The 16,802-nt window shown below is 72.2% G+C and carries 19 protein-coding genes; 8 read left to right on the forward strand and 11 right to left on the reverse strand.

All coding sequences use genetic code 11. The features are described 5' to 3' along the window. The first annotated feature begins 38 nt into the window (after positions 1-38). Positions 39-512: a MarR family winged helix-turn-helix transcriptional regulator gene (locus AB5J73_RS43165; RefSeq protein WP_370965103.1), complete on the forward strand. Its 474-nt coding sequence runs from the start codon at positions 39-41 to the stop codon at positions 510-512. 4 nt (positions 513-516) lie between these two features. Here AB5J73_RS43165 and AB5J73_RS43170 read toward each other — a convergent pair whose 3' ends face one another. The 5 genes from AB5J73_RS43170 to AB5J73_RS43190 all read right to left on the reverse strand — a co-directional run bounded on the left by AB5J73_RS43170 (position 517) and on the right by AB5J73_RS43190 (position 5,438). After that, positions 517-1,119, reverse strand: a complete 603-nt coding sequence (locus tag AB5J73_RS43170; protein ID WP_370965105.1) for a precorrin-3B C(17)-methyltransferase — start codon at positions 1,117-1,119, stop codon at positions 517-519. 23 nt (positions 1,120-1,142) lie between these two features. Beyond that, the gene (locus AB5J73_RS43175) at positions 1,143-2,924 is read right to left on the reverse strand and encodes a glycoside hydrolase family 76 protein (protein ID WP_370965107.1); all 1,782 of its coding nucleotides are present in this window, start codon (positions 2,922-2,924) and stop codon (positions 1,143-1,145) included. A 102-nt stretch (positions 2,925-3,026) separates the two neighbouring features. After that, complete coding sequence (locus AB5J73_RS43180) at positions 3,027-3,605, reverse strand: lysostaphin resistance A-like protein (RefSeq protein WP_370965109.1); 579 nt, start codon at positions 3,603-3,605, stop codon at positions 3,027-3,029. Continuing rightward, entirely contained in the window at positions 3,602-4,498 is an 897-nt protein-coding gene (locus AB5J73_RS43185) for an NAD(P)H-binding protein (protein ID WP_370965111.1), read from the reverse strand. The genes AB5J73_RS43180 and AB5J73_RS43185 overlap by 4 nt, the downstream gene beginning before the upstream one ends. A 10-nt stretch (positions 4,499-4,508) precedes the next feature. Further along, positions 4,509-5,438 carry a DMT family transporter gene (locus AB5J73_RS43190; RefSeq protein WP_370965113.1) on the reverse strand — a complete coding sequence of 310 codons (930 nt, stop codon included), beginning with the start codon at positions 5,436-5,438 and terminating at the stop codon, positions 4,509-4,511. A gap of 73 nt (positions 5,439-5,511) precedes the next feature. Between AB5J73_RS43190 and AB5J73_RS43195 the strand changes: the two genes are divergently transcribed. After that, complete coding sequence (locus AB5J73_RS43195) at positions 5,512-6,429, forward strand: LysR family transcriptional regulator (RefSeq protein ID WP_370965115.1); 918 nt, start codon at positions 5,512-5,514, stop codon at positions 6,427-6,429. Positions 6,430-6,576: 147 nt separating this feature from the next. On the opposite strand, the gene AB5J73_RS43200 is transcribed toward AB5J73_RS43195, so the two are convergent. Beyond that, a complete protein-coding gene (locus tag AB5J73_RS43200; protein ID WP_370965117.1) occupies positions 6,577-7,461 on the reverse strand; it encodes a LysR family transcriptional regulator in 885 nt (294 codons plus the stop codon). 85 nt (positions 7,462-7,546) lie between these two features. Between AB5J73_RS43200 and AB5J73_RS43205 the strand changes: the two genes are divergently transcribed. Then, positions 7,547-8,491 carry a threonine/serine dehydratase gene (locus AB5J73_RS43205; RefSeq protein ID WP_370965119.1) on the forward strand — a complete coding sequence of 315 codons (945 nt, stop codon included), beginning with the start codon at positions 7,547-7,549 and terminating at the stop codon, positions 8,489-8,491. On the opposite strand, the gene AB5J73_RS43210 is transcribed toward AB5J73_RS43205, so the two are convergent. After that, complete coding sequence (locus tag AB5J73_RS43210; protein WP_370965121.1) at positions 8,445-9,263, reverse strand: LLM class flavin-dependent oxidoreductase; 819 nt, start codon at positions 9,261-9,263, stop codon at positions 8,445-8,447. The genes AB5J73_RS43205 and AB5J73_RS43210 overlap by 47 nt on opposite strands. A gap of 78 nt (positions 9,264-9,341) precedes the next feature. Further along, positions 9,342-10,172, reverse strand: coding sequence for a peptidoglycan-binding protein (locus AB5J73_RS43215; protein WP_370965123.1), 831 nt, complete (start codon positions 10,170-10,172; stop codon positions 9,342-9,344). Positions 10,173-10,588: 416 nt separating this feature from the next. Between AB5J73_RS43215 and AB5J73_RS43220 the strand changes: the two genes are divergently transcribed. From AB5J73_RS43220 to AB5J73_RS43235, 4 genes are all read left to right on the forward strand, one after another. After that, positions 10,589-11,641, forward strand: coding sequence for an NlpC/P60 family protein (locus tag AB5J73_RS43220; protein WP_370965125.1), 1,053 nt, complete (start codon positions 10,589-10,591; stop codon positions 11,639-11,641). Positions 11,642-11,702: 61 nt separating this feature from the next. Further along, entirely contained in the window at positions 11,703-12,125 is a 423-nt protein-coding gene (locus AB5J73_RS43225) for a hypothetical protein (protein WP_370965127.1), read from the forward strand. Positions 12,126-12,192: 67 nt separating this feature from the next. Further along, positions 12,193-12,393 (forward strand): DUF3072 domain-containing protein, encoded by a 201-nt coding sequence (locus AB5J73_RS43230; protein WP_360771644.1) that lies wholly within the window; start codon positions 12,193-12,195, stop codon positions 12,391-12,393. A 94-nt stretch (positions 12,394-12,487) separates the two neighbouring features. Further along, complete coding sequence (locus AB5J73_RS43235; RefSeq protein WP_370965129.1) at positions 12,488-12,796, forward strand: hypothetical protein; 309 nt, start codon at positions 12,488-12,490, stop codon at positions 12,794-12,796. 56 nt (positions 12,797-12,852) lie between these two features. Here the strand turns inward: AB5J73_RS43235 and rho are convergent, their stop codons facing one another. Further along, positions 12,853-13,914, reverse strand: a complete 1,062-nt coding sequence (gene rho, locus AB5J73_RS43240; RefSeq protein WP_370965131.1) for a transcription termination factor Rho — start codon at positions 13,912-13,914, stop codon at positions 12,853-12,855. 247 nt (positions 13,915-14,161) lie between these two features. Here rho and AB5J73_RS43245 point away from each other — a divergent pair, with 247 nt between their 5' ends. Continuing rightward, positions 14,162-14,677, forward strand: a complete 516-nt coding sequence (locus tag AB5J73_RS43245) for an ATP-binding protein (protein ID WP_370965133.1) — start codon at positions 14,162-14,164, stop codon at positions 14,675-14,677. A gap of 565 nt (positions 14,678-15,242) precedes the next feature. Here AB5J73_RS43245 and AB5J73_RS43250 read toward each other — a convergent pair. Together AB5J73_RS43250 and AB5J73_RS43255 are read right to left on the reverse strand one after the other, a co-directional pair. After that, entirely contained in the window at positions 15,243-15,455 is a 213-nt protein-coding gene (locus tag AB5J73_RS43250; RefSeq protein WP_370965135.1) for a hypothetical protein, read from the reverse strand. Positions 15,456-15,497: 42 nt separating this feature from the next. Beyond that, positions 15,498-16,670, reverse strand: a complete 1,173-nt coding sequence (locus tag AB5J73_RS43255) for a glycoside hydrolase family 64 protein (RefSeq protein ID WP_370965137.1) — start codon at positions 16,668-16,670, stop codon at positions 15,498-15,500. Positions 16,671-16,802: the final 132 nt, after the last annotated feature.

Genomic DNA, 16,802 nt, shown 5'->3' on the forward strand with positions numbered 1-16,802 from the left:
TAGCACATCGACCGTCGGGTCGCCCATATACTGGGCAGATGACGTCGCTGCCGGTCGTGAACCAGCCACCCCACCGGTGCGGTGCGCTGCTCGGCCAGCTGACGCGGCGGCTGCAGACCCGCAGCGATTCGGTGCTGAAGCCCCTCGGGCTGCGGCCGCGCCACCTGATCGCCCTGACCGTCCTGCGCGACCTGGGCGGCAGCTCGCAGCAGGACCTGGCGAAGACCCTGGAGATGGACAGCACGAACGTCGTCGGGCTGCTCAACGACCTCGAAGCCGAGAACCTGATCGAGCGGCGCCGCTCCCCCGTCGACCGGCGCCGGCACGTCGTCGAGCTCACCGACGTCGGCGTGAAGCTGCTGGTCCGGGCCGAATTCGCGCTCGCCGCGGTCGAGGACGAGGTGTTCAGCGCACTGAGCGACGACCAGCGCGAACAGCTCTACGAACTGCTGCACCAGGCGACGAACAAGTCCGAGACGCAGGCCTGCACCGAGAACATCACGACCTGCTGAAGCGTCAGCCGCCGGCGATGTCCTTCGCCAGCTGCCGGGCTTCCGGCAGCGTGAACTTCCCGCTGATCTGCGTTTCCCCGCCGCTGATGGCGGACTGGACGATCGGCGCGGTCAGGACACGGCTCTTGAGCACCATCGCGACCTGCTTGCCGACGTTCTGCCCGGTCCACTCGGCCCAGGTCTTCGCACCCTTGGCGGTGAAGCTGAGGTTGATCATCGAGCTGCCCGTCCGCGGATCGACGGCGGCGTCCACCCAGCTCACGTCCGCGCCGCTGAGGAAGCCCGGGCCGAGGACGTACTTCGTGCCCTGCGCGCGGTCGCAGCTGACCAGCGGCAACGCCGGATCGTCCCGGCCGTCCAGGGGATCCGGCTTGCCCTGGGCGCAGTCGAAGCCCTGCACGGCGGCCTGCTGGGCGGCGGAATCGGTGCTCTGCCGCTCGCCCGCCGGACCGGCCGCGGGTCCCGGCGGCGCCTCGAGCAGGACCGGCCGGAACCGCAGCACCGTCCCGTCCTTGACGACGAAGCCGGCGGGCACGGCGTGCCCGGCGACCTCGGCCGAGCACCCGGTGGCGAGCACGGCTACGGCCGCGAGCAGGAGGATCCGCACGCCACTCATTCTGGCGTGCGGGCCTACCCCGCCGCCAGCACCGCTTCCAGCCCGGACGCCTGCGTGCGCCAGTCGGCCGCGTTCGGCGTGGCCCCGGTCCAGCGCAGCCCGATCCGGTTCAGCGGGTCCCGGTCGCCCGCCCACAGCGCGTCCGCCTGCTTCTGCGCGAACGCGCGGTAGGCCGCCGAACCCGTCGCCGCGGCGAGGTCGCCGAAGTAGCGCATGAAGATGCCCTTGAACTGCTTCTGGTTGTCGTCGCAGGACCCCGCCTCGCAGGACTCGACGAGCACGCCACCCGCCGTGAGCCGGGCCATCGCCGCGTCCGCGAGCCGCTTCGCCGCGTCCAAATAGGACTGGACGCCGGTGCCGCGCCACAGCTCCAGCAGCCCGCCGATCCCGAGACCCTGGTTGTACGTCCAGACCGTCTGCCCGTTGTTGGCGCAGGACGCCGTCAGGCCGTCGTTCACCAGCCCGGACGCGTTGACCAGGCCGCTGCCCAGGTACCAGTCGCCCGCCGTCCTCGCCCGCTGCCCCCACACGGTGTCCCCGGCGATCCGCAGGTGCAGGGCCGCGGTCAGCCGCAGGTACAACCCCGCGGTGACGGCGTTCTTGTACGTCCGCTCGCGGTCCCACCACACCCCGCCGCCGCAGGTGCCGGTGTCCCAGAACCCCTGGACGTAGTTCGCGATCGTCGTCGCCTCGGTGATGTACCGCGAGTCGTGGGTGCGGTCGTAGACGGCGAGCCAGGCCAGGCCCCACCACGCGCTGTCGTCGATCGCCCGGCTGACGAAGTGCCCGTCGATCGGGTCGGAACTCCGTGCCCCGGCGGGGAAAGCGACCCGGTTGACGTCGAAGGTGCGCGCCAGCGCGGTGTCGAACCCGCCGGCGTCGGCCACCGCCGTGACGGCGACCGCGGAGTTCCACCAGCTCGACGGCCACCACGCGGTGTACGGCTCGTAGGACCACATCAGCGCGTCGAGCGCGCCGGCCGCGCGGGTCGTCGCCGGGCGCGCCCAGGCCGTACAGCTGCCTTGGGCGTGCGAGGCTTCCCGGCCGCACGCCCGGACCGCGCCGCCGTAGAGCCGGCCGCGGGGATCGCGCGTGGCGAAGGCCGTGGTGTGCGTGCCGGCCGCGCCCGCGGGGGTGCTCGTGCGGCCCAGCGACGAGCCGTCCGGCCAGCTCGCGCCGGCGTCCCACGAGCGGTCGAGCCAGATCTCGTCGCCGGCGCCGCCCGCTTCGATGCCGGCCCACGCCATGCCCCGGCCGTCGAAGTGGAGCCGGATCGTGCGGCCGAACAACGTCGTCGGCGCGACCGGCTGGCTGTCCCCGGCGGCCGGGGCGCTCCGGTCGCACGCGCTGTCGCAGACGTCCGGGTAGATCCAGGCCGTGCAGCCGACGCCTTGCGCGTCCCCGCAGGCGCGGACCAGGCCGCGGCGGTGGTGCGCCGGGTCGGTGAGGTTGTACATCAGGGTGCGGGTGCCGGTCCACGAGCCGGGGACGCTCGCCTTGCCCAGCAAGCCTTCCCAGGTGGCGCCGCCGTCCCAGGACCGGTCGAGCCAGACGGCGTCACCGGCGACGCCGTTGTCGATGCTCGCCCAGGCCATGCCGTCCGGGTCGGCGGCGTGCAGCCGCAGCACGCGCCCGTTGATCACCTTGTCCGGCAAGGGAAAGCTCTCCCGCGCGGCCCGCGACGGGTCGAGGGTGTCGCACGAGGTGACGCACACCGCGGCGGCCGTCGTGGCCGCGGTGGCGGGGATCGGGGTCAGGGAACCGAACACGAGCAGCAGCACGAGCAATGTCCGCATCGACATCCCTCTCCACGCACCGGGGTTCGTTCCAGCATAAGAACACCCCGCCGGATCCCGAAGGATTCTGTCCGGTCGCGGCGCGTTCCGGACAACGGTGGTCTAGTCCTCGGGCGGGAACAGCCGCGGCATGACCGCGAGCATCAGCGCCGACCAGGCCACGTGGGTCAGCACCGGGGCCTGCACGCCGCCCGCGTGGTGGCGCTGCACGGCGAAGAGCGTCCCCATCACCGCCGAGGCCAGGACCAGCGCGGGATTCCGCGTCGCCGTGGTCGACAGGACGTACGCCGCGGTCGCGCCGCGCGCCCCGAAGGCGTCGTAAAGCGCGCCGCGGAAGAAGACTTCCTCGGCCGCGCCGGTGACCAGCGTCGTCACCGCCACCGACGGCGTCGAACCGCGGTGGGCGTGGTCGAGCACGCCGGTGATCGCGCGGCGCAGCGGCGGGATGTGCCGGGCCACCAGCGCGAAGCCGTAGAACACGCCGAACGCGCCCGCCCCCACCACCAGGGGCTGGACGACGTCCGGGCGGCCGCGCGGCACCCGGCCCGCCCCGGCGAACCAGGTCGCCGCGACCGACGCCGTCAGCGTGTGGAACCGGCGCGAACCGGAACTGCTGGCCAGCGACGCCCCGAGCAACCCGGACCCGGCGGCCGTGACGGCGGCCAGGAACGCCCGCCTCACGCGGTCCGCCTGCTCTTCGCCCGCTCGCCCAGCGCTTGCAGCACGGCCTCGTCGTAGCCCAGCGGCTCGAACTCGACGATCCGGCGGATCGCGTCGTCGCGCACGACCACCTCGTTGGTCATCGAGTCGATCAGCGCCCGTCCGGTCGTGACGTCGATGTCGGTGACGAGCGACAGCCAGTACGACGACAGGCGCGGGGAGAGCAGCGGCACCGGCAGGATCAGCAGCGGCCGGCCTTCGATCGCGGCGACGCGCTGCAGCATGTCCCGGTAGGCCAGGACTTCGGGGCCGCCGATTTCGAAGGTCTTCCCTTCGGCTTCCGGGTGGTCGAGGACGCCGGCCAGGTAGCGCACGACGTCGGCGATCGCGATCGGCTGGGTGCGCGTGCCGACCCAGCGCGGGGTGATCATCGCCGGCAGGTGCTCGACCAGCTGGCGGGTCAGCTCCCACGACGTCCCGCCGTGGCCGACCACGATCCCGGCGCGCAGCACGGTGACCGGCACGCCGGTCTCCCCCAGCAGCAGTTCGACCTCGCGGCGGCTGGCCAGGTGCTCCGACAGCGTGTCGTCGTCGTCACCCAGCCCGCCGAGGTAGACGATCCGGCGGACCCCCGCGTCGGCCGCGGCGCGGGCGAACGCGCGGGCGGCGTCGGCGTCCCGGCGCTTGAAGTCCGCGCTGTCGAGTGAATGCACCAGGTAGTAGGCGGCTTCGACACCTTTGAGCGCGTCCCGCAGGGAACCCACGTCGGCGACGTCGCCGCGCACGGCTTCCCCGGCACCGCGGTACTTCGCGGGGTGGCGGGTCATCGCGAGCACCTCGTGCCCGGCCGCTTCCAGCGCCGGGCACAACCGGCTGCCGACGAAGCCGGACGCACCGGCTACCAGTACCCGCATGCCCGCGACGTTAGCCGGGACGTCGCTCGCGCGCAGATCGCCCGGCGCCGGCGAAGCACACGGCCGCGACCACGCCCGCGCAGCCGATCAGCTGCAGCAGGCCCGGCGCCTCCCCCAGCAGGCAGATGCCCAGGAGCACCGCGCCGACCGGCTGCAGCAGCATCAGCGTCGCACCGGCGGTGGCCGTCATCCGGGGCAGTGCGGCGGAGATCAGGATCCACCCGATCAGCTGGCCGACGACGGCGAGCGCGACCAGCCAGCCGAACGCCGCCGGGGGCGGCGTCAGGTCGAGCGTGCCGGTCGGGACGCCGGCCGCGAGGGCCACCGCGCCCGCCGAAATCGTCGCCAGTGCGAGGGATTGCGCTTGGGTGCCCGTGCCGCCGCTGAGCCGGATCAGGAACAGGTAGACCGCGTAGCCCGCGCCGGCCAGCAGCGCGGCGACAGCGCCGGTGACCGGGTCCGGGCCGAACGAGCCGGTGCCGGCGAACCCGCCGGCCAGCACCACGCCGGCCAGCATCACCGGCGCCACGACGAGGAAGCGCTTCGACGGTCGTTCGCGCAGGAAGACGAGCGCCAGGACCGGCACGATGATCACCTGGACGGCCAGCAGCACGGTGGCGATGCCGGCGCCGACCCGCGGGATGGCCTCGCCCCACAGCACGAAGTCGAGGCCGAGCCCGGCGCCGGCCAGCAGCGGGAGGAGCACGCGGCGGTGCGCCGATCCGGCCTTCCGCCGCTCCCGCGCGGCGAGCACGAGCAGCACCGGCAGGGCCAGCAGGCAGCGCCAGAACGCGCTCGTGCTGCCGCTGGTGTGCGAGACCTTGATGAAGACCGACGACAGCGAGATGCAGAAACTGCCGAGCGCGGCCAGCAGCCGCGGGTCGAACCGGCTGGTGAACGGCGGGGCGATCGTCGTGGGGCGGGGCGCGGTCGTGGTCACCCCTCCAGCGTGCGGGCCACAACTGTCAAGGACAAGCGAATGTTCCTTCGCGGAATTCGGTAGCATCTGTACTGTGTTCGGACTCGAGCGGATGCGCGCGCTGCACGCGGTCGCGACCCAGGGCTCGGTGGCTGCGGCGGCCGCCACGTTGCACGTCACGCCGTCGGGGGTGTCGCAGCAGCTGGCGAAGCTGGAGCGGGAGGCCGGCCAGACGCTGCTGGAGCCCAACGGCCGGGGCGTCCGGCTGACGAAGGCCGGCCAGGTGCTCGCCGGGCACGCCGAACGGATCCTCGCGCAGGTCGCCGAGGCGAAGGCGGACCTGGAACTGCTGCGCGAGGACGTCATCGGGCCGCTGCGGGTCGGCGCGATCCCCACGACGGTGCACGCGCTGCTGCCGCCCGCGCTGGCCACGCTCTCCGCGCAGCACCCGCGGCTGGTGGTGACGCTGAACGAAGGCGAAGCCGAGCAGACGATCCCCCGGGTGGTGTCCGGCGACCTCGACGTCGCCGTGGTGGAGAGCTGGGCCGACCGCCCGACCGAGATCCCGCCGTCGGCGACCGGCATCCCGCTGTTCGCCGACGTCGCCGACCTCGCACTGCCCGCCGGGCACCGGCTGGCCCACCGCAAGGCCGTCGACCTGGCCGAGCTGGACGACGTGCCGTGGATCGCCTGGAGCGCCGGGTCCGGCTGCCACGAGTGGCTGACCCAGGTGCTGCGCGAGCAGCGGCTGGAGCCCCGGATCAGCTGCACGGTCGGCAGCTACCCGACGCAGCTGGCCCTGGTGGCGGGCAACATCGGCGCGGCGCTCGTGCCCCGCCTCGCCCGCGACCGGCTGCCCGACGGCGTCCGCATCCTGGCCACGCGCCCGGCGCTGGACCGGACGATCTTCGCGATCTGCCGGGCCGGCGAGGAGGACCGCGGCGCGGTGCGCGCGTGCCTGGACGCGCTCCGGGCGGCCTCCGCGCGCTTCGAGCCCGCCGGACGCGGTTAGCGGCTGAGCGTCGCAAGTTGCCTGACGCCCGGGCCGCCGGAGCCGGGACGAGGTCTTGAATGAGTCATTCAGGACCTCCGAAGACCTGAGTGACTCATTCAAGACGTTCCACTCACCGTCGCGCGGTCGACGAACCTCGGGACGCGGTCAGCGGCTGAGCAGCGCCACCATCCCGGTCACCAGCGGACCGGGCCGCCGGTGGTGCACCAGGAAGATCTCGCGGACCGGCCGCGCGTCCGCCGCGTCGCGCACCTCGATCCGCGCCGGCCCCACCCGGGCGAGCACGCCCTCCGGCACGAACGCGATGCCGAGCCCGGCCTCCACCAGCGCCAGGACGACCTGGTAGTCCCGGGTTTCGTAGGCCACCCGCAGCGCGACCCCGGCGGCGTCGGCCAGCTGCTCCAGGCAGCCGCGGTTGGGCACGCCCGGGCTGCCGGAAATCCAGTCCTCCCCGGCGAGCGCGTCCAGGGTGAGCCGGCGGGCCCGCGCTTTCGGGTGGCCCGCCGGGAGGATCAGGCGGAAGCGCTCCGAACGCAGCAGCGTCCGCGTGAGCCCGCGGGGGTCGGGCAGCGGCGCCCCGGGGTAGCGGTGGGTGATCAGCAGGTCGAGGTCGCGCGAGCTGACCAGGCCGTAGCCGTCGGGCGGCTCCAGGTCCAGCAGCCGCAGCGCCACCGCGGGGTGGTCGCGGCGGAAGTCGGCGAGTGCGGCGGGCACGAGCGTCATGCCCGCGCTCGCGAACGTGCCGACGGTGAGCTGCGCGGGCTCCTCGTCGAGCAGCGCGCGGACCGTCCGCTCGGCGGTGCGCAGCTCGCCGACGATCGTCTCCGCGTGCCCGAGCAGCGCCTGCCCGACCGGGGTCAGGGTGACGCCGCGGGCGTGCCGGTCCAGCAGGCGGGCACCCACGTCGCGCTCGAGCTTGGCCAGCTGCTGCGAAACGGCCGACGGCGTGAAGGAGAGCCGCTCGGCGGCCCGGGCGATCGAGCCCGCGTGCGCGACCTCGGCCAGCACGGCCAGGCGATGGGCGTCGAGCACCGCGACCTCCAGCCATCAGCTCCGCTAACGCCAGCATAGGAGACGTCGCTGGTGCTTACGGCCGGCCGGCGCGCATGCTGGACCCGTGATCAGCACTGCGGATGTCGAGCTGGCGGCCGAGCGGATCCGGGGCCGGGTACGCCGGACGCCGGTCCTCGCCGACGAGGGCGTGTGGTTCAAGCTGGAGCAGCTGCAGCACACCGGGTCGTTCAAGGCCCGCGGCGCCTTCAACCGGATCATCGCGGCGGGTGAGCTCTCGGCGGCCGGAGTGGTGGCCGCTTCGGGCGGCAACGCCGGGCTCGCCGTCGCCCACGCCGCCCGCGAATTCGGCCTGGCCGCCCGGGTCTTCGTCCCGGCGAACGCCCCCGCGGTGAAGGTGGCGAAGCTGGGGGCGCTGGGCGCGGCCGTCGAACTGGTCGGCGCCAAGTACGCCGACGCCTACGACGCCGCCGTGAAGCACGCGGCGGACTCCGGCGCGCTCTTCTGCCACGCCTACGACCAGCCGGAGATCTGCGCGGGGCAGGGGACGATCGGCCTGGAGCTGCTGGCCGACGTCGACGGGCTGGACACGATCCTGGTGGCGGTCGGCGGCGGCGGGCTGCTGGCGGGCATCGCCGCCGCGGTCGAGAGCCGGGCGCGGGTGGTCGGCGTCGAACCGCGGACGGCCCCGACGCTGAACGCTGCGCTGGCCGCGGGCGAACCGGTCCCCGTCGAGGTCTCCGGGGTCGCCGCCGACTCCTTGGGCGCTTCGCGGCTCGGCGACATCGCGTTCGCCGTCGCCACCCGCACGGGCGTCGGCTCGGTGCTGGTCGAGGACGCCGCGATCCTCGACGCCCGCGCGGCGCTGTGGGACCGCTACCGCCTGGCCGTCGAACCCGGCGGGGCGACGGCGTACGCCGCCCTGCGCACCGGCGCCTACCGGCCGGCGCCGGGCGAGCGGGTCGCCGTCCTGCTCTGCGGGGCCAACACCGACCCCGCGGCGCTCACTTCCCCGCCAGCCGCGCCACCAGCGGCGCGAACTGCTCGATGAAGGCCCCGTTGACGCTGAAGTAGGAGACGCCGAGTTCGTCGCGACGCCGCTCGAGCTCCTCGGCCATCGCGTCGGCGCTGCCGCGGACCATGGCGAGCGAGTCGTGCGCGATCAGCGTTTCGGCGTCGACCCCGATGAAGCCGCGGATCCACGGCGGTACCTCGTCGCCGACCACCCAGATGTTCATCGCGAACTCGAGGTCACGCTCCCCGGCCGTCGCGCGGACTTCCGCTATCTGGCCGGTCGTCTCTTCGCGGGTGGTCAGCGGGCCGCCGGCGAGGGTGACGATGTCGGCTTTCTTCGCGGCGAGCACCCGCGCCTTGGGACCGCCCGCGGCGATCATCACCGGCGTGTGCACGTCGCCGTCGAGCCGCCGGACGTGGTCGACGGTCTCGGAAATCGAGTCGAGGCGCTCCTGGCCCGAGCCGTAGGGCAGGCCCAGCTCCTCGGCCTGCTGCCGCATCGACGGGAGGCCGGTGCCGAGGCCGAGTTCGAACCGGCCGTCGGTGACGGCGGTCAGGCTGTGCGCCTCCCAGGCCGCCGCCCGCGCGGTGCGCAGCGGGCCGGCCAGGACGAACGAGCCGACGCGCAGGTCCGTGGTCACCGCGGCGGCGGCCGCGAGCGACGCGGTCGGCGTCGGCAGGTTGAGGTTGTCCGGCGAGAGCAGCGTCGAGTAGCCGAGCGCCTCGGCGCGCAGGGCGGTCTCGCGCCACTTCGCGCCGCCCTCCCCCGCCGCCGCGACCACGCCGAACCGGAATGCTTTGCCCGCCATCGGAACACCCCCGTAGTTGGTCCTCCCGATCAAACCACCGGTGCGCCCGGCCGTGCCACCACGACCGGGCGCCCGGGGTCAGCCGCGCTGGTACTCCTCCCACGTCACCTTGGTGACCGACGGGCCGTCGTCCGCGCCGCGGCCGGCGAGGCCGTTCATGCCCAGGTAGTAGTCGCCGGTCTGGTGCTGGGCACCCGACGACAGGTCCGGGTCGGAGATCGCCATCGCGTGGATGTGGTAGGCGAAGCCCTGGTCCGGGGTGCGCAGCCAGGCCGCGAACCCGACCTTGCGCAGCGCCTTCAGCAGGTTCGTCCGGCTCGTCGACGACAGGTTGGACACCGAGATGTCCATCGCGCCGCCGCCGTCGTGCGTCCCGGCCGAAGCGTCGACGCCGCCCGGGTTGTACGAGCCCTGCGTCAGGCTGACCGAGGAACCGAAGAGGCCTTCGGCGGCCACGAGCATCGCCTTGGTGCGGGTGTTGAGCGTGACGCCGTGGTAGGTGACGTGGCTGCCCGCCGAGACCGGGCTGGTGACCGTGTACCGGCCTTCCCCCAGCTTCTCCAGCGACGTCTTGCCCGGCAGGCCGGAAGCGTCGATCCCGGTGTAGCCCAGCGACTTCTGGTACTGGGAGTACGCCGTGATCGTGGTGGTGCCGAAGTAGCCGTCGACGTAGGTGCTCGCCAGGAGCCCCTTCGCCTGCAGCGCCTGCTCGACGAGCAGGACGCTGTCGTGCGCGCCCGGCGTCTGGGTGTCGTCGGCCCGGCGCGGGTCGATCTGGGCCGCCTTGAGCACGGCCTCCATGTTCGCCGTGGGCAGCGCCGTCGTGACCGCGGTCTCGGCCTGAGCCGGTGCGGCCACGGCGAACGCCGCGGCGGTGAGCGCCGTCAACACGGCGGCCTTCGTGAACATCCCTGTCCTCCACTGGTCGGATTCTCTTCGGCCAGGAGGATCACTCCACCGGATACAAGGGACGTACAAACCTCCGCTTATACGGTTGGGGGGTAGGGTACTGAATCGCGGTGACGACATGTAATCCCAGTCACACCCGGTTACATCACCACTGGTCCAGCCGTGTTTCTCATTGTCACGCAGAGTTTCGGGGGACCCCCTCTGGACGTTGCCGTGTTCCTTTCGTAACCTGTTCGAGATCTCGCGGCCCCCGGTCGTCGATGGACGGCGACGCGAGATCGCCGCCGATACCCCCTGCCGGGTACGGACACCCCCAGCGCGCTCTTCCTGTTGCGGTGGAGCGCGCCCGGGCGAGGCCCCCGACTCGCCCGTCCGGACCCGACGGCGGCCGAACAGCAAAGGAGACCCGCGCGAGAATGCGTACGCATCCCGTAAAGCGCGTGGTGTCAGGTGCCCTCGCCGCGGCTTCGGTGATCACCGTCGTCACCATGGCCCAGCCCCCGGCCACCGCCGCCCCGATCCCCGTCCTCCAGGCCCCGCCCGCGGGTTCGGACGCGCTGGCCAAGTACCGCGAACTCGCGGGACAGGCCGAGAAGCTCAACGAGGACCTGCTCAAGGCCCAGGACGACCTGACCGCCAAGCAGGGCCAGCTCGACAAGGCCAACGCCGACGTCACCGCCGCGAAGGACGCCGGCGCCCAGGCGATCGAGGCGAAGCAGAAGTACCAGACGCAGGTGGACAAGTTCGCCGGCGCGTCGTTCACCAGCGGCGCCCAGATGAACAAGCTGTCGGCACTGCTGGCCGGCACGTCCACCCAGGACTTCCTGGACCGCTCGGCGGCGCTCGAGGTCATCGCGACCGACAAGAACGCCGCGATGGACAACCTCAGCGTCGCGGCCGACAAGGCCACGGCGGCCGAGAAGGCGGCGACGGACGCGGCGAAGCGCGCCCAGGACGCCCGTGACGCCGCCGCCAAGCTGGCGTCGGACATCGAGGGCAAGAAGAAGAACCTGCAGGCGCAGCTCGACCAGATCGAGGCGCAGAGCCGGAACCTCAGCACCGCCGACAAGGCGGCGCAGAAGGACACCGGCGGCGCGGCCCCCAACGTCAAGGCGCCGACCGCGGCGGCGCAGACCGCCGTCAACGCGGCGCTGAGCAAGCTCGGCAGCGCCTACGTCTGGGGCGCCACCGGACCGGGCACGTTCGACTGCTCCGGCCTGATGCAGTGGGCGTACAAGCAGGCCGGGATCAGCCTGCCCCGGACGTCCTCGGCCCAGGCGGGCTTCGGCACGCCGGTGTCGCGCAGCCAGCTGCAGCCGGGCGACCTGGTCGCGTACTACTCCCCGGTGTCCCACATCGGGATGTACATCGGCGACGGCAAGATGGTCCACGCCCCGACGAGCGGCGACGTCGTCAAGATCTCGCCGCTGATGAGCCAGTACGCGGGAGCCACGCGGCCGACGGCCTGAGTTTCGGCGGGTGCCCCGTTCCGGGAGGTGTAGAAATCCCGGAACGGGGCACTTTCGCGTCATGGTCGAGAACCCTGACGCCGCCACCGTCGAAGCCGTCGGCAAGGTCACCGAGGCGCTCGAGACGATCGAGCGCGCCCGCGGGCACCTCTACTCGTTCCACCAGCTGACGGGCAGCGCGGACCTCGCCCTCGGCGAAGCCGTGGAGCAGCTTGAGAAGGCGGGCCACGCGGACTGGGCACGGCGGATCTCCACGGAGCTGATCGGGCTCAACGTGTTACCCGATCGGTGGACTTTCCAGGTCGTCGAGGAGTACGACGACGGGTACTACCAGGCGTGCCGGGACCTCGAGCGCGCCCTGCTGGAATCGCTCACCGGAGGCCGTCGCCACCTGCACGAACAGCGGATGAAGGCCGACCGCCGGACCCACGGCCGAGCGGGTCACGAAGCCGGTCCCCCGACCACCCCGCCGGCCGCCCCGTGAGCGGCGATTGTCGGACCCCCGCGCTAGAGTCGAACCAAGACGAACAAGTGTTCGAACAGGAGGAGTCATGACGGATCAGGTCGAGCCCAACCCGGAGAAGGACCCGAGCGACTGGACGACGGGCGACGAGCCGATGACCGGGCCGCAGAAGTCGTACCTGCAGACGCTGGCCCAGGAGGCGGGTGAAGAGGTTCCGGAGAACCTGACGAAGGCGGAGGCTTCGGCGCGGATCGACGCGCTGCAACAGACCACGGGCCGCGGCAGCTGAGTTTCGCGCACCGGCGATCGGCCCGCCCGCTCCGGCTTCGTGTGCGCGACGACACGGCATGCCGTCCCTCGGTCGCGGGTAATTCTCCGGCGAGATGCCCGGCTCCCCGAAGGAGGACATCCCCGTGTACGTCATCGTGCTGCTCGTCGCACTGGCCGGGCTGCTCGTGCTCGGCGGGGCGGCGGTCCGGGAACTGCCGAAGCCGTATCCCCTCACCGCGAAGCGCACTCTCGTCGTGGCGTGGCTCGTGGCCGCCGCCGGGATCGGGTGGTGGGTTGCCGCGCCCGGGGCCGCGGCGCTCGTCGTGACCGTGGTCGGGTTCGGCTTCCTCGTCGCGGCCCTCAACCGCGGGCCCGAACGGCCGTCCTACCCGCGTGCCACGCCTTATCAGCCACCTCGGTGAGGGGGTTCACGGTCCGCGGCGGGTGAATTGCCGAGGGCGGCGCGGAAGCTGAGCCGTCAGGCCGCTTTGGGCGTCGCCGCGCCCATCACGCGGAGCAGGAACTCGGCGTTGGAGCCCGTCTTGCGGAGCTGGTCGAGCAGCTGCTCGATCGCGTGCGGGCCCGAGAGCGCCCGGCGGACTTCGTGCATCGCGGCGAGTTCGCCGGAGGTGACGAGGAGTTCTTCGCGCCGGGTGCCGGACCCCGGGATGTCGACCGCCGGGAAAACCCGGCGTTCGGCGGCCTTGCGGTCGAGCTTGAGTTCGGCGTTGCCGGTGCTCTTCAGCTCCTCGAAGAACACCGTGTCGGCCAGCGAACCGGTTTCCACCAGGGCCGTCGCGACGATCGTGAGGGAGCCGCCGCCTTCGACGTTGCGGGCGGCGCCGAGGATGCGCTTCATCGGCAGCAACGCGGCCGCGTCGACGCCACCGGACAGCGTGCGGCCGGAGGGGCGGGCCGAAAGGTTGTACGCGCGGCCGAGGCGGGTGAGGGAGTCGAGCAGCAGCACGACGTCTTCGCCGCGCTCCACAAGACGTTTCGCGCGCTCGACGGTGAGTTCCGCGACCGCGACGTGTTCGGCGGGTGGCCGGTCGAAAGTGGACGCGATCACTTCGCCGCGCACGCTCCGGGTCAGCTCGGTGACTTCCTCCGGGCGTTCGTCGGCGAGCAGCACGAGCAGCCGGCAGTCCGGGTGGTTGGTCGCGATGCCGTGGCCGATCTCCTGCAGCACCGTGGTTTTCCCGGCTTTGGGCGGCGAAACGACGAGCGCGCGCTGCCCCTTGCCGAGCGGGGTGACGAGGTCGATCACGCGCGGCAGCAACCGCGACGGCGTGGTTTCGAGCAGCAGCCGCTGATCCGGGTGCAGCGGGACGAGGTCGGCGAAGTGCGGACGCGGCTCGTCCGGGCCGGCGCCGTCGACGCTGATGATTTCGTCGGCGGTACCGGTGATTTCGTCGCCGGCGCGCAGCTTGTGCTTGCGCACCAACGAAAGCGGGACCGCGACGTCGTCGGGCGCCCGGCCGCGGCCACGGCGGACGAACGGGGTTTTTCCGGACAGGTCGAGGATTCCGTGAAAAGGCATGGGTTTCTCCTGATGAGGTGCTGGGCCCGCGCACGGAACGGCGCGGGCCGGGGAACGTGGAAAGAGGCTGATCGGCCTGGATCCGGGAGCTTCCTCCGGGCGGCCGTGGGGCCGGCATCCGCGAGGAGCGCCTCCACTGTAGCGAGACATTTCACAAAGCACAACGGGTAAGACGCGGTCGCGGTGGGTAGCTCAGAAGGGAAGCCCGCCGAAACGGGGGAACAGCGGCTGACGATGGGAGCGGATCGTGTATCGACATACCCCGGACACTGGCGTCGATACGGGCGAGAGCACCGACGCCGACCAAGCCGGGACCACGGCCCCGGCGCGCAGCAGCACCGGAGCCGTGGTCGCCTCGACGTTCGAAGAACTGGCGCCGGCCCTGCCGAACGAGATGGCCGACTTGCGCCGCAAGCTGACCCGCTGGCTGGGCGAGCTCCCGCTCGACCCGGAAAGCACGCACGACATCACGCTGGCCACGTACGAGGCCCTGGCGAACGTGGCGGCCCACGCCTACCCGAGCGGCCACGGCTGGGCCCGCCTCCAGGCCACCCGCACCGGCGACACGGTGACGGTGACGGTCACCGACACGGGTTGCGGAATCCCGGCAACCCGCCCGCGCACCGCGGGCCTGCGCACATCCGGCGGCCGCGGGCTGGTGCTGATCGACAAGGTGACGGACCAGTCCGACATCGAGACGAGCGAGACCGGAACAACGGTCCGCATGACGTGGCGCCCGGTTTCACTGCGCGACGCAAGCTGAACCCGAGCAAGACCAGCGCTCATCGCCGGCTCGCCGAGGTACGGGGAAAGCCCCACGACCGAGGCGGGCCGGGGAGCTTGTGCCTGGACGAGGACGGCGACCGGCCACACCCTGCACGAAGGCTCAGCGCGACGATGCGGCCCGCGAACGCCGATGGGCAGCTCGGCTCGGCTCGGCTCGGCACGGCACGGCACAACGCAAACCCACCGGCAAGGCCAGCCGAACGCCGGACCACCAACTCGCGCGCCTACCGGTGCGGCCAGCGCAAAGCGCGGCTACCCAACGCGCACCCAGTGGCAGCACGGCGAGCCGGAAAGCCAGCCCACCAGCTCGCACGCCCACCGGCGCAGGCCAGCCCACCAGCTCGCACGCCCACCGGCGCAGGCCAGCCCACCAGCTCGTACCCCCACCGGTGCAGGCCACCAGCGCAGGCCAGCCCGCCCGCAACTCACCCGTCCGAGCGACCGCTCAACTCACCCGCAACGCAGCTCAGCCCGAACCCACCCCCGGAGCCCACCCCAGCCCCGGTAGCGGTCCTCCACCCACAAACCCCCAAAAGCCCCTCTCAAGCCGCCCCGGCGAGCCGGACCAGCCGGTTCCTCGGGTACGAAACCAGTTCGCGCTCTTCGTCCGTCGTGAAGATCTCGACGGAATCCTCGAGCAGCTCCGCCGATGTCACCTGCAGTTGCCACGCGGGGAGTCCCGGCGCCGGCTCGTGCCAGAACCATTGGCCCTTGGTCAGCTGGTGCGCCGGGACCGTCGCGTCGTCCGTGTTCATGCAGTGAGGCTAGCCGCCACCACCGACAGTTTTCGCACTGCCTCAGCCATGCGTGGCACCCACTGTGATCGTCAGCACGTCCGGGTCGCCCGCGAAGACCGCGCCGCTGAAGTCCGGGCCGGGGCTCACGTCGTCGTAGGGGAACGCGTAACCCCGGTTGTCCGGGAGTTTCGAGTGGACGATGCGCGCGTAGTGATTGGTCGCCTCCCCTGCGTAGAAGCGAGCCGGGTCCTCGTCGGTCGGCTGGTTCGGGTTGGCCAGCAACGTCGTGCGGTTCAGGGCCGCCGCCAAGCGGGGCACGATGGCCTTGCGCGCGTCGCTCGCCCCCGCGGCCAGTGCGAACGGGCCGCTGTCGCAGCTCCACACGTCCGCCGTGGCCGGCTTGGCGAAGGATTCCGAGCCGAAGACCAGCTGGCCGCCCGAGACGCGGCCGGTGAACTTGCCGACGCCCGGGTTCTGCGAGTCGACGACCAGGTCCGTGCCCTCGTACTTCGCCCACACCTGGTCGATGTAGCCGTCGAGGTAGCCACCGAACTGCGCCGCGTGGTGGTGCGGCGACAGCACGCGCAGGGTGCCACCACCGCCGGTCTGGACCAGGTTCGGCCACTCACCGCCCAGCGCCGTCAGCGACGAGGCGATCTGATCCACCGCGCCCGAGGGCAACCCCTGGACCGTCGAGGTGCCGGACCCGGTCGTGGTCAGCGACAGTCCCATCGGGATGCCCACGAAGTCGACGTAGCTGATGTTGGCGAACAGCTGCGTGTCGTTGAAGGTGAACTCGCTGAACGACCAGTTCTTGCCGTAGTTCGCATCACCGGAGTTGAGGAAGCTCGGGTGGACCAGGTTCGGGCCCGGGTCGAGGAAGAAGTCCAGCTTCGCGTCCGTGACGACGTAGATGCGCGCGCCACCCATCTTCGGCACCCTCACCTGGGCGCCCGAGCCGATCGGGATCGCGCAGTCTTCGGGCAGCGGGGTCGTCGGCGCGGACGGCGACGCCGGGTAGTACGGCGTACCGTCGGCGTGCAGCAGCACCAGTTTGCCGTCCGGGGTGGTGCCGGTGACGTAGGCGTACACCGTGCCGGAGCCGGAGTTGTTGACCAGCTTGAGGCCGAAGGTGTCGGGCGTCGCGGCGTTGGCCGGCCGCGCGAGGGGCAGCACCGTGGCCGTGGCGAGCGTCGCCGCCGAGAGGCCGAGGAACGAGCGCCGGGAGATCATGGTGTCCTCCACGTTGAGGAGACGGCGGAGTCCATAAAGGACGTCCGAGGGCGGTGCGCAGGATTCGTTGTGGACGTAAACAAACTATGACTCCGGTTTCGTTACCTGGCAACCCTGCGAAAGAAGGTCCAG

The organism is Amycolatopsis sp. cg9, from assembly GCF_041346945.1.
Classification (GTDB): Bacteria; Actinomycetota; Actinomycetes; order Mycobacteriales; family Pseudonocardiaceae; genus Amycolatopsis.

Excerpts from the sequence above, each read along its gene's own strand:
- AB5J73_RS43235 (WP_370965129.1), top strand. The coding sequence starts at position 12,488 with ATGCCCGGCTCCCCGAAGGAGGACATCCCCGTGTACGTCATCGTGCTG.
- rho (WP_370965131.1), bottom strand. The coding sequence starts at position 13,914 with ATGCCTTTTCACGGAATCCTCGACCTGTCCGGAAAAACCCCGTTCGTC.
- AB5J73_RS43175 (WP_370965107.1), bottom strand. The coding sequence starts at position 2,924 with ATGCGGACATTGCTCGTGCTGCTGCTCGTGTTCGGTTCCCTGACCCCG.
- AB5J73_RS43225 (WP_370965127.1), top strand. The coding sequence starts at position 11,703 with ATGGTCGAGAACCCTGACGCCGCCACCGTCGAAGCCGTCGGCAAGGTC.
- AB5J73_RS43185 (WP_370965111.1), bottom strand. The coding sequence starts at position 4,498 with ATGCGGGTACTGGTAGCCGGTGCGTCCGGCTTCGTCGGCAGCCGGTTG.
- AB5J73_RS43220 (WP_370965125.1), top strand. The coding sequence starts at position 10,589 with ATGCGTACGCATCCCGTAAAGCGCGTGGTGTCAGGTGCCCTCGCCGCG.
- AB5J73_RS43210 (WP_370965121.1), bottom strand. The coding sequence starts at position 9,263 with ATGGCGGGCAAAGCATTCCGGTTCGGCGTGGTCGCGGCGGCGGGGGAG.
- AB5J73_RS43255 (WP_370965137.1), bottom strand. The coding sequence starts at position 16,670 with ATGATCTCCCGGCGCTCGTTCCTCGGCCTCTCGGCGGCGACGCTCGCC.
- AB5J73_RS43230 (WP_360771644.1), top strand. The coding sequence starts at position 12,193 with ATGACGGATCAGGTCGAGCCCAACCCGGAGAAGGACCCGAGCGACTGG.
- AB5J73_RS43215 (WP_370965123.1), bottom strand. The coding sequence starts at position 10,172 with ATGTTCACGAAGGCCGCCGTGTTGACGGCGCTCACCGCCGCGGCGTTC.
- AB5J73_RS43250 (WP_370965135.1), bottom strand. The coding sequence starts at position 15,455 with ATGAACACGGACGACGCGACGGTCCCGGCGCACCAGCTGACCAAGGGC.
- AB5J73_RS43165 (WP_370965103.1), top strand. The coding sequence starts at position 39 with ATGACGTCGCTGCCGGTCGTGAACCAGCCACCCCACCGGTGCGGTGCG.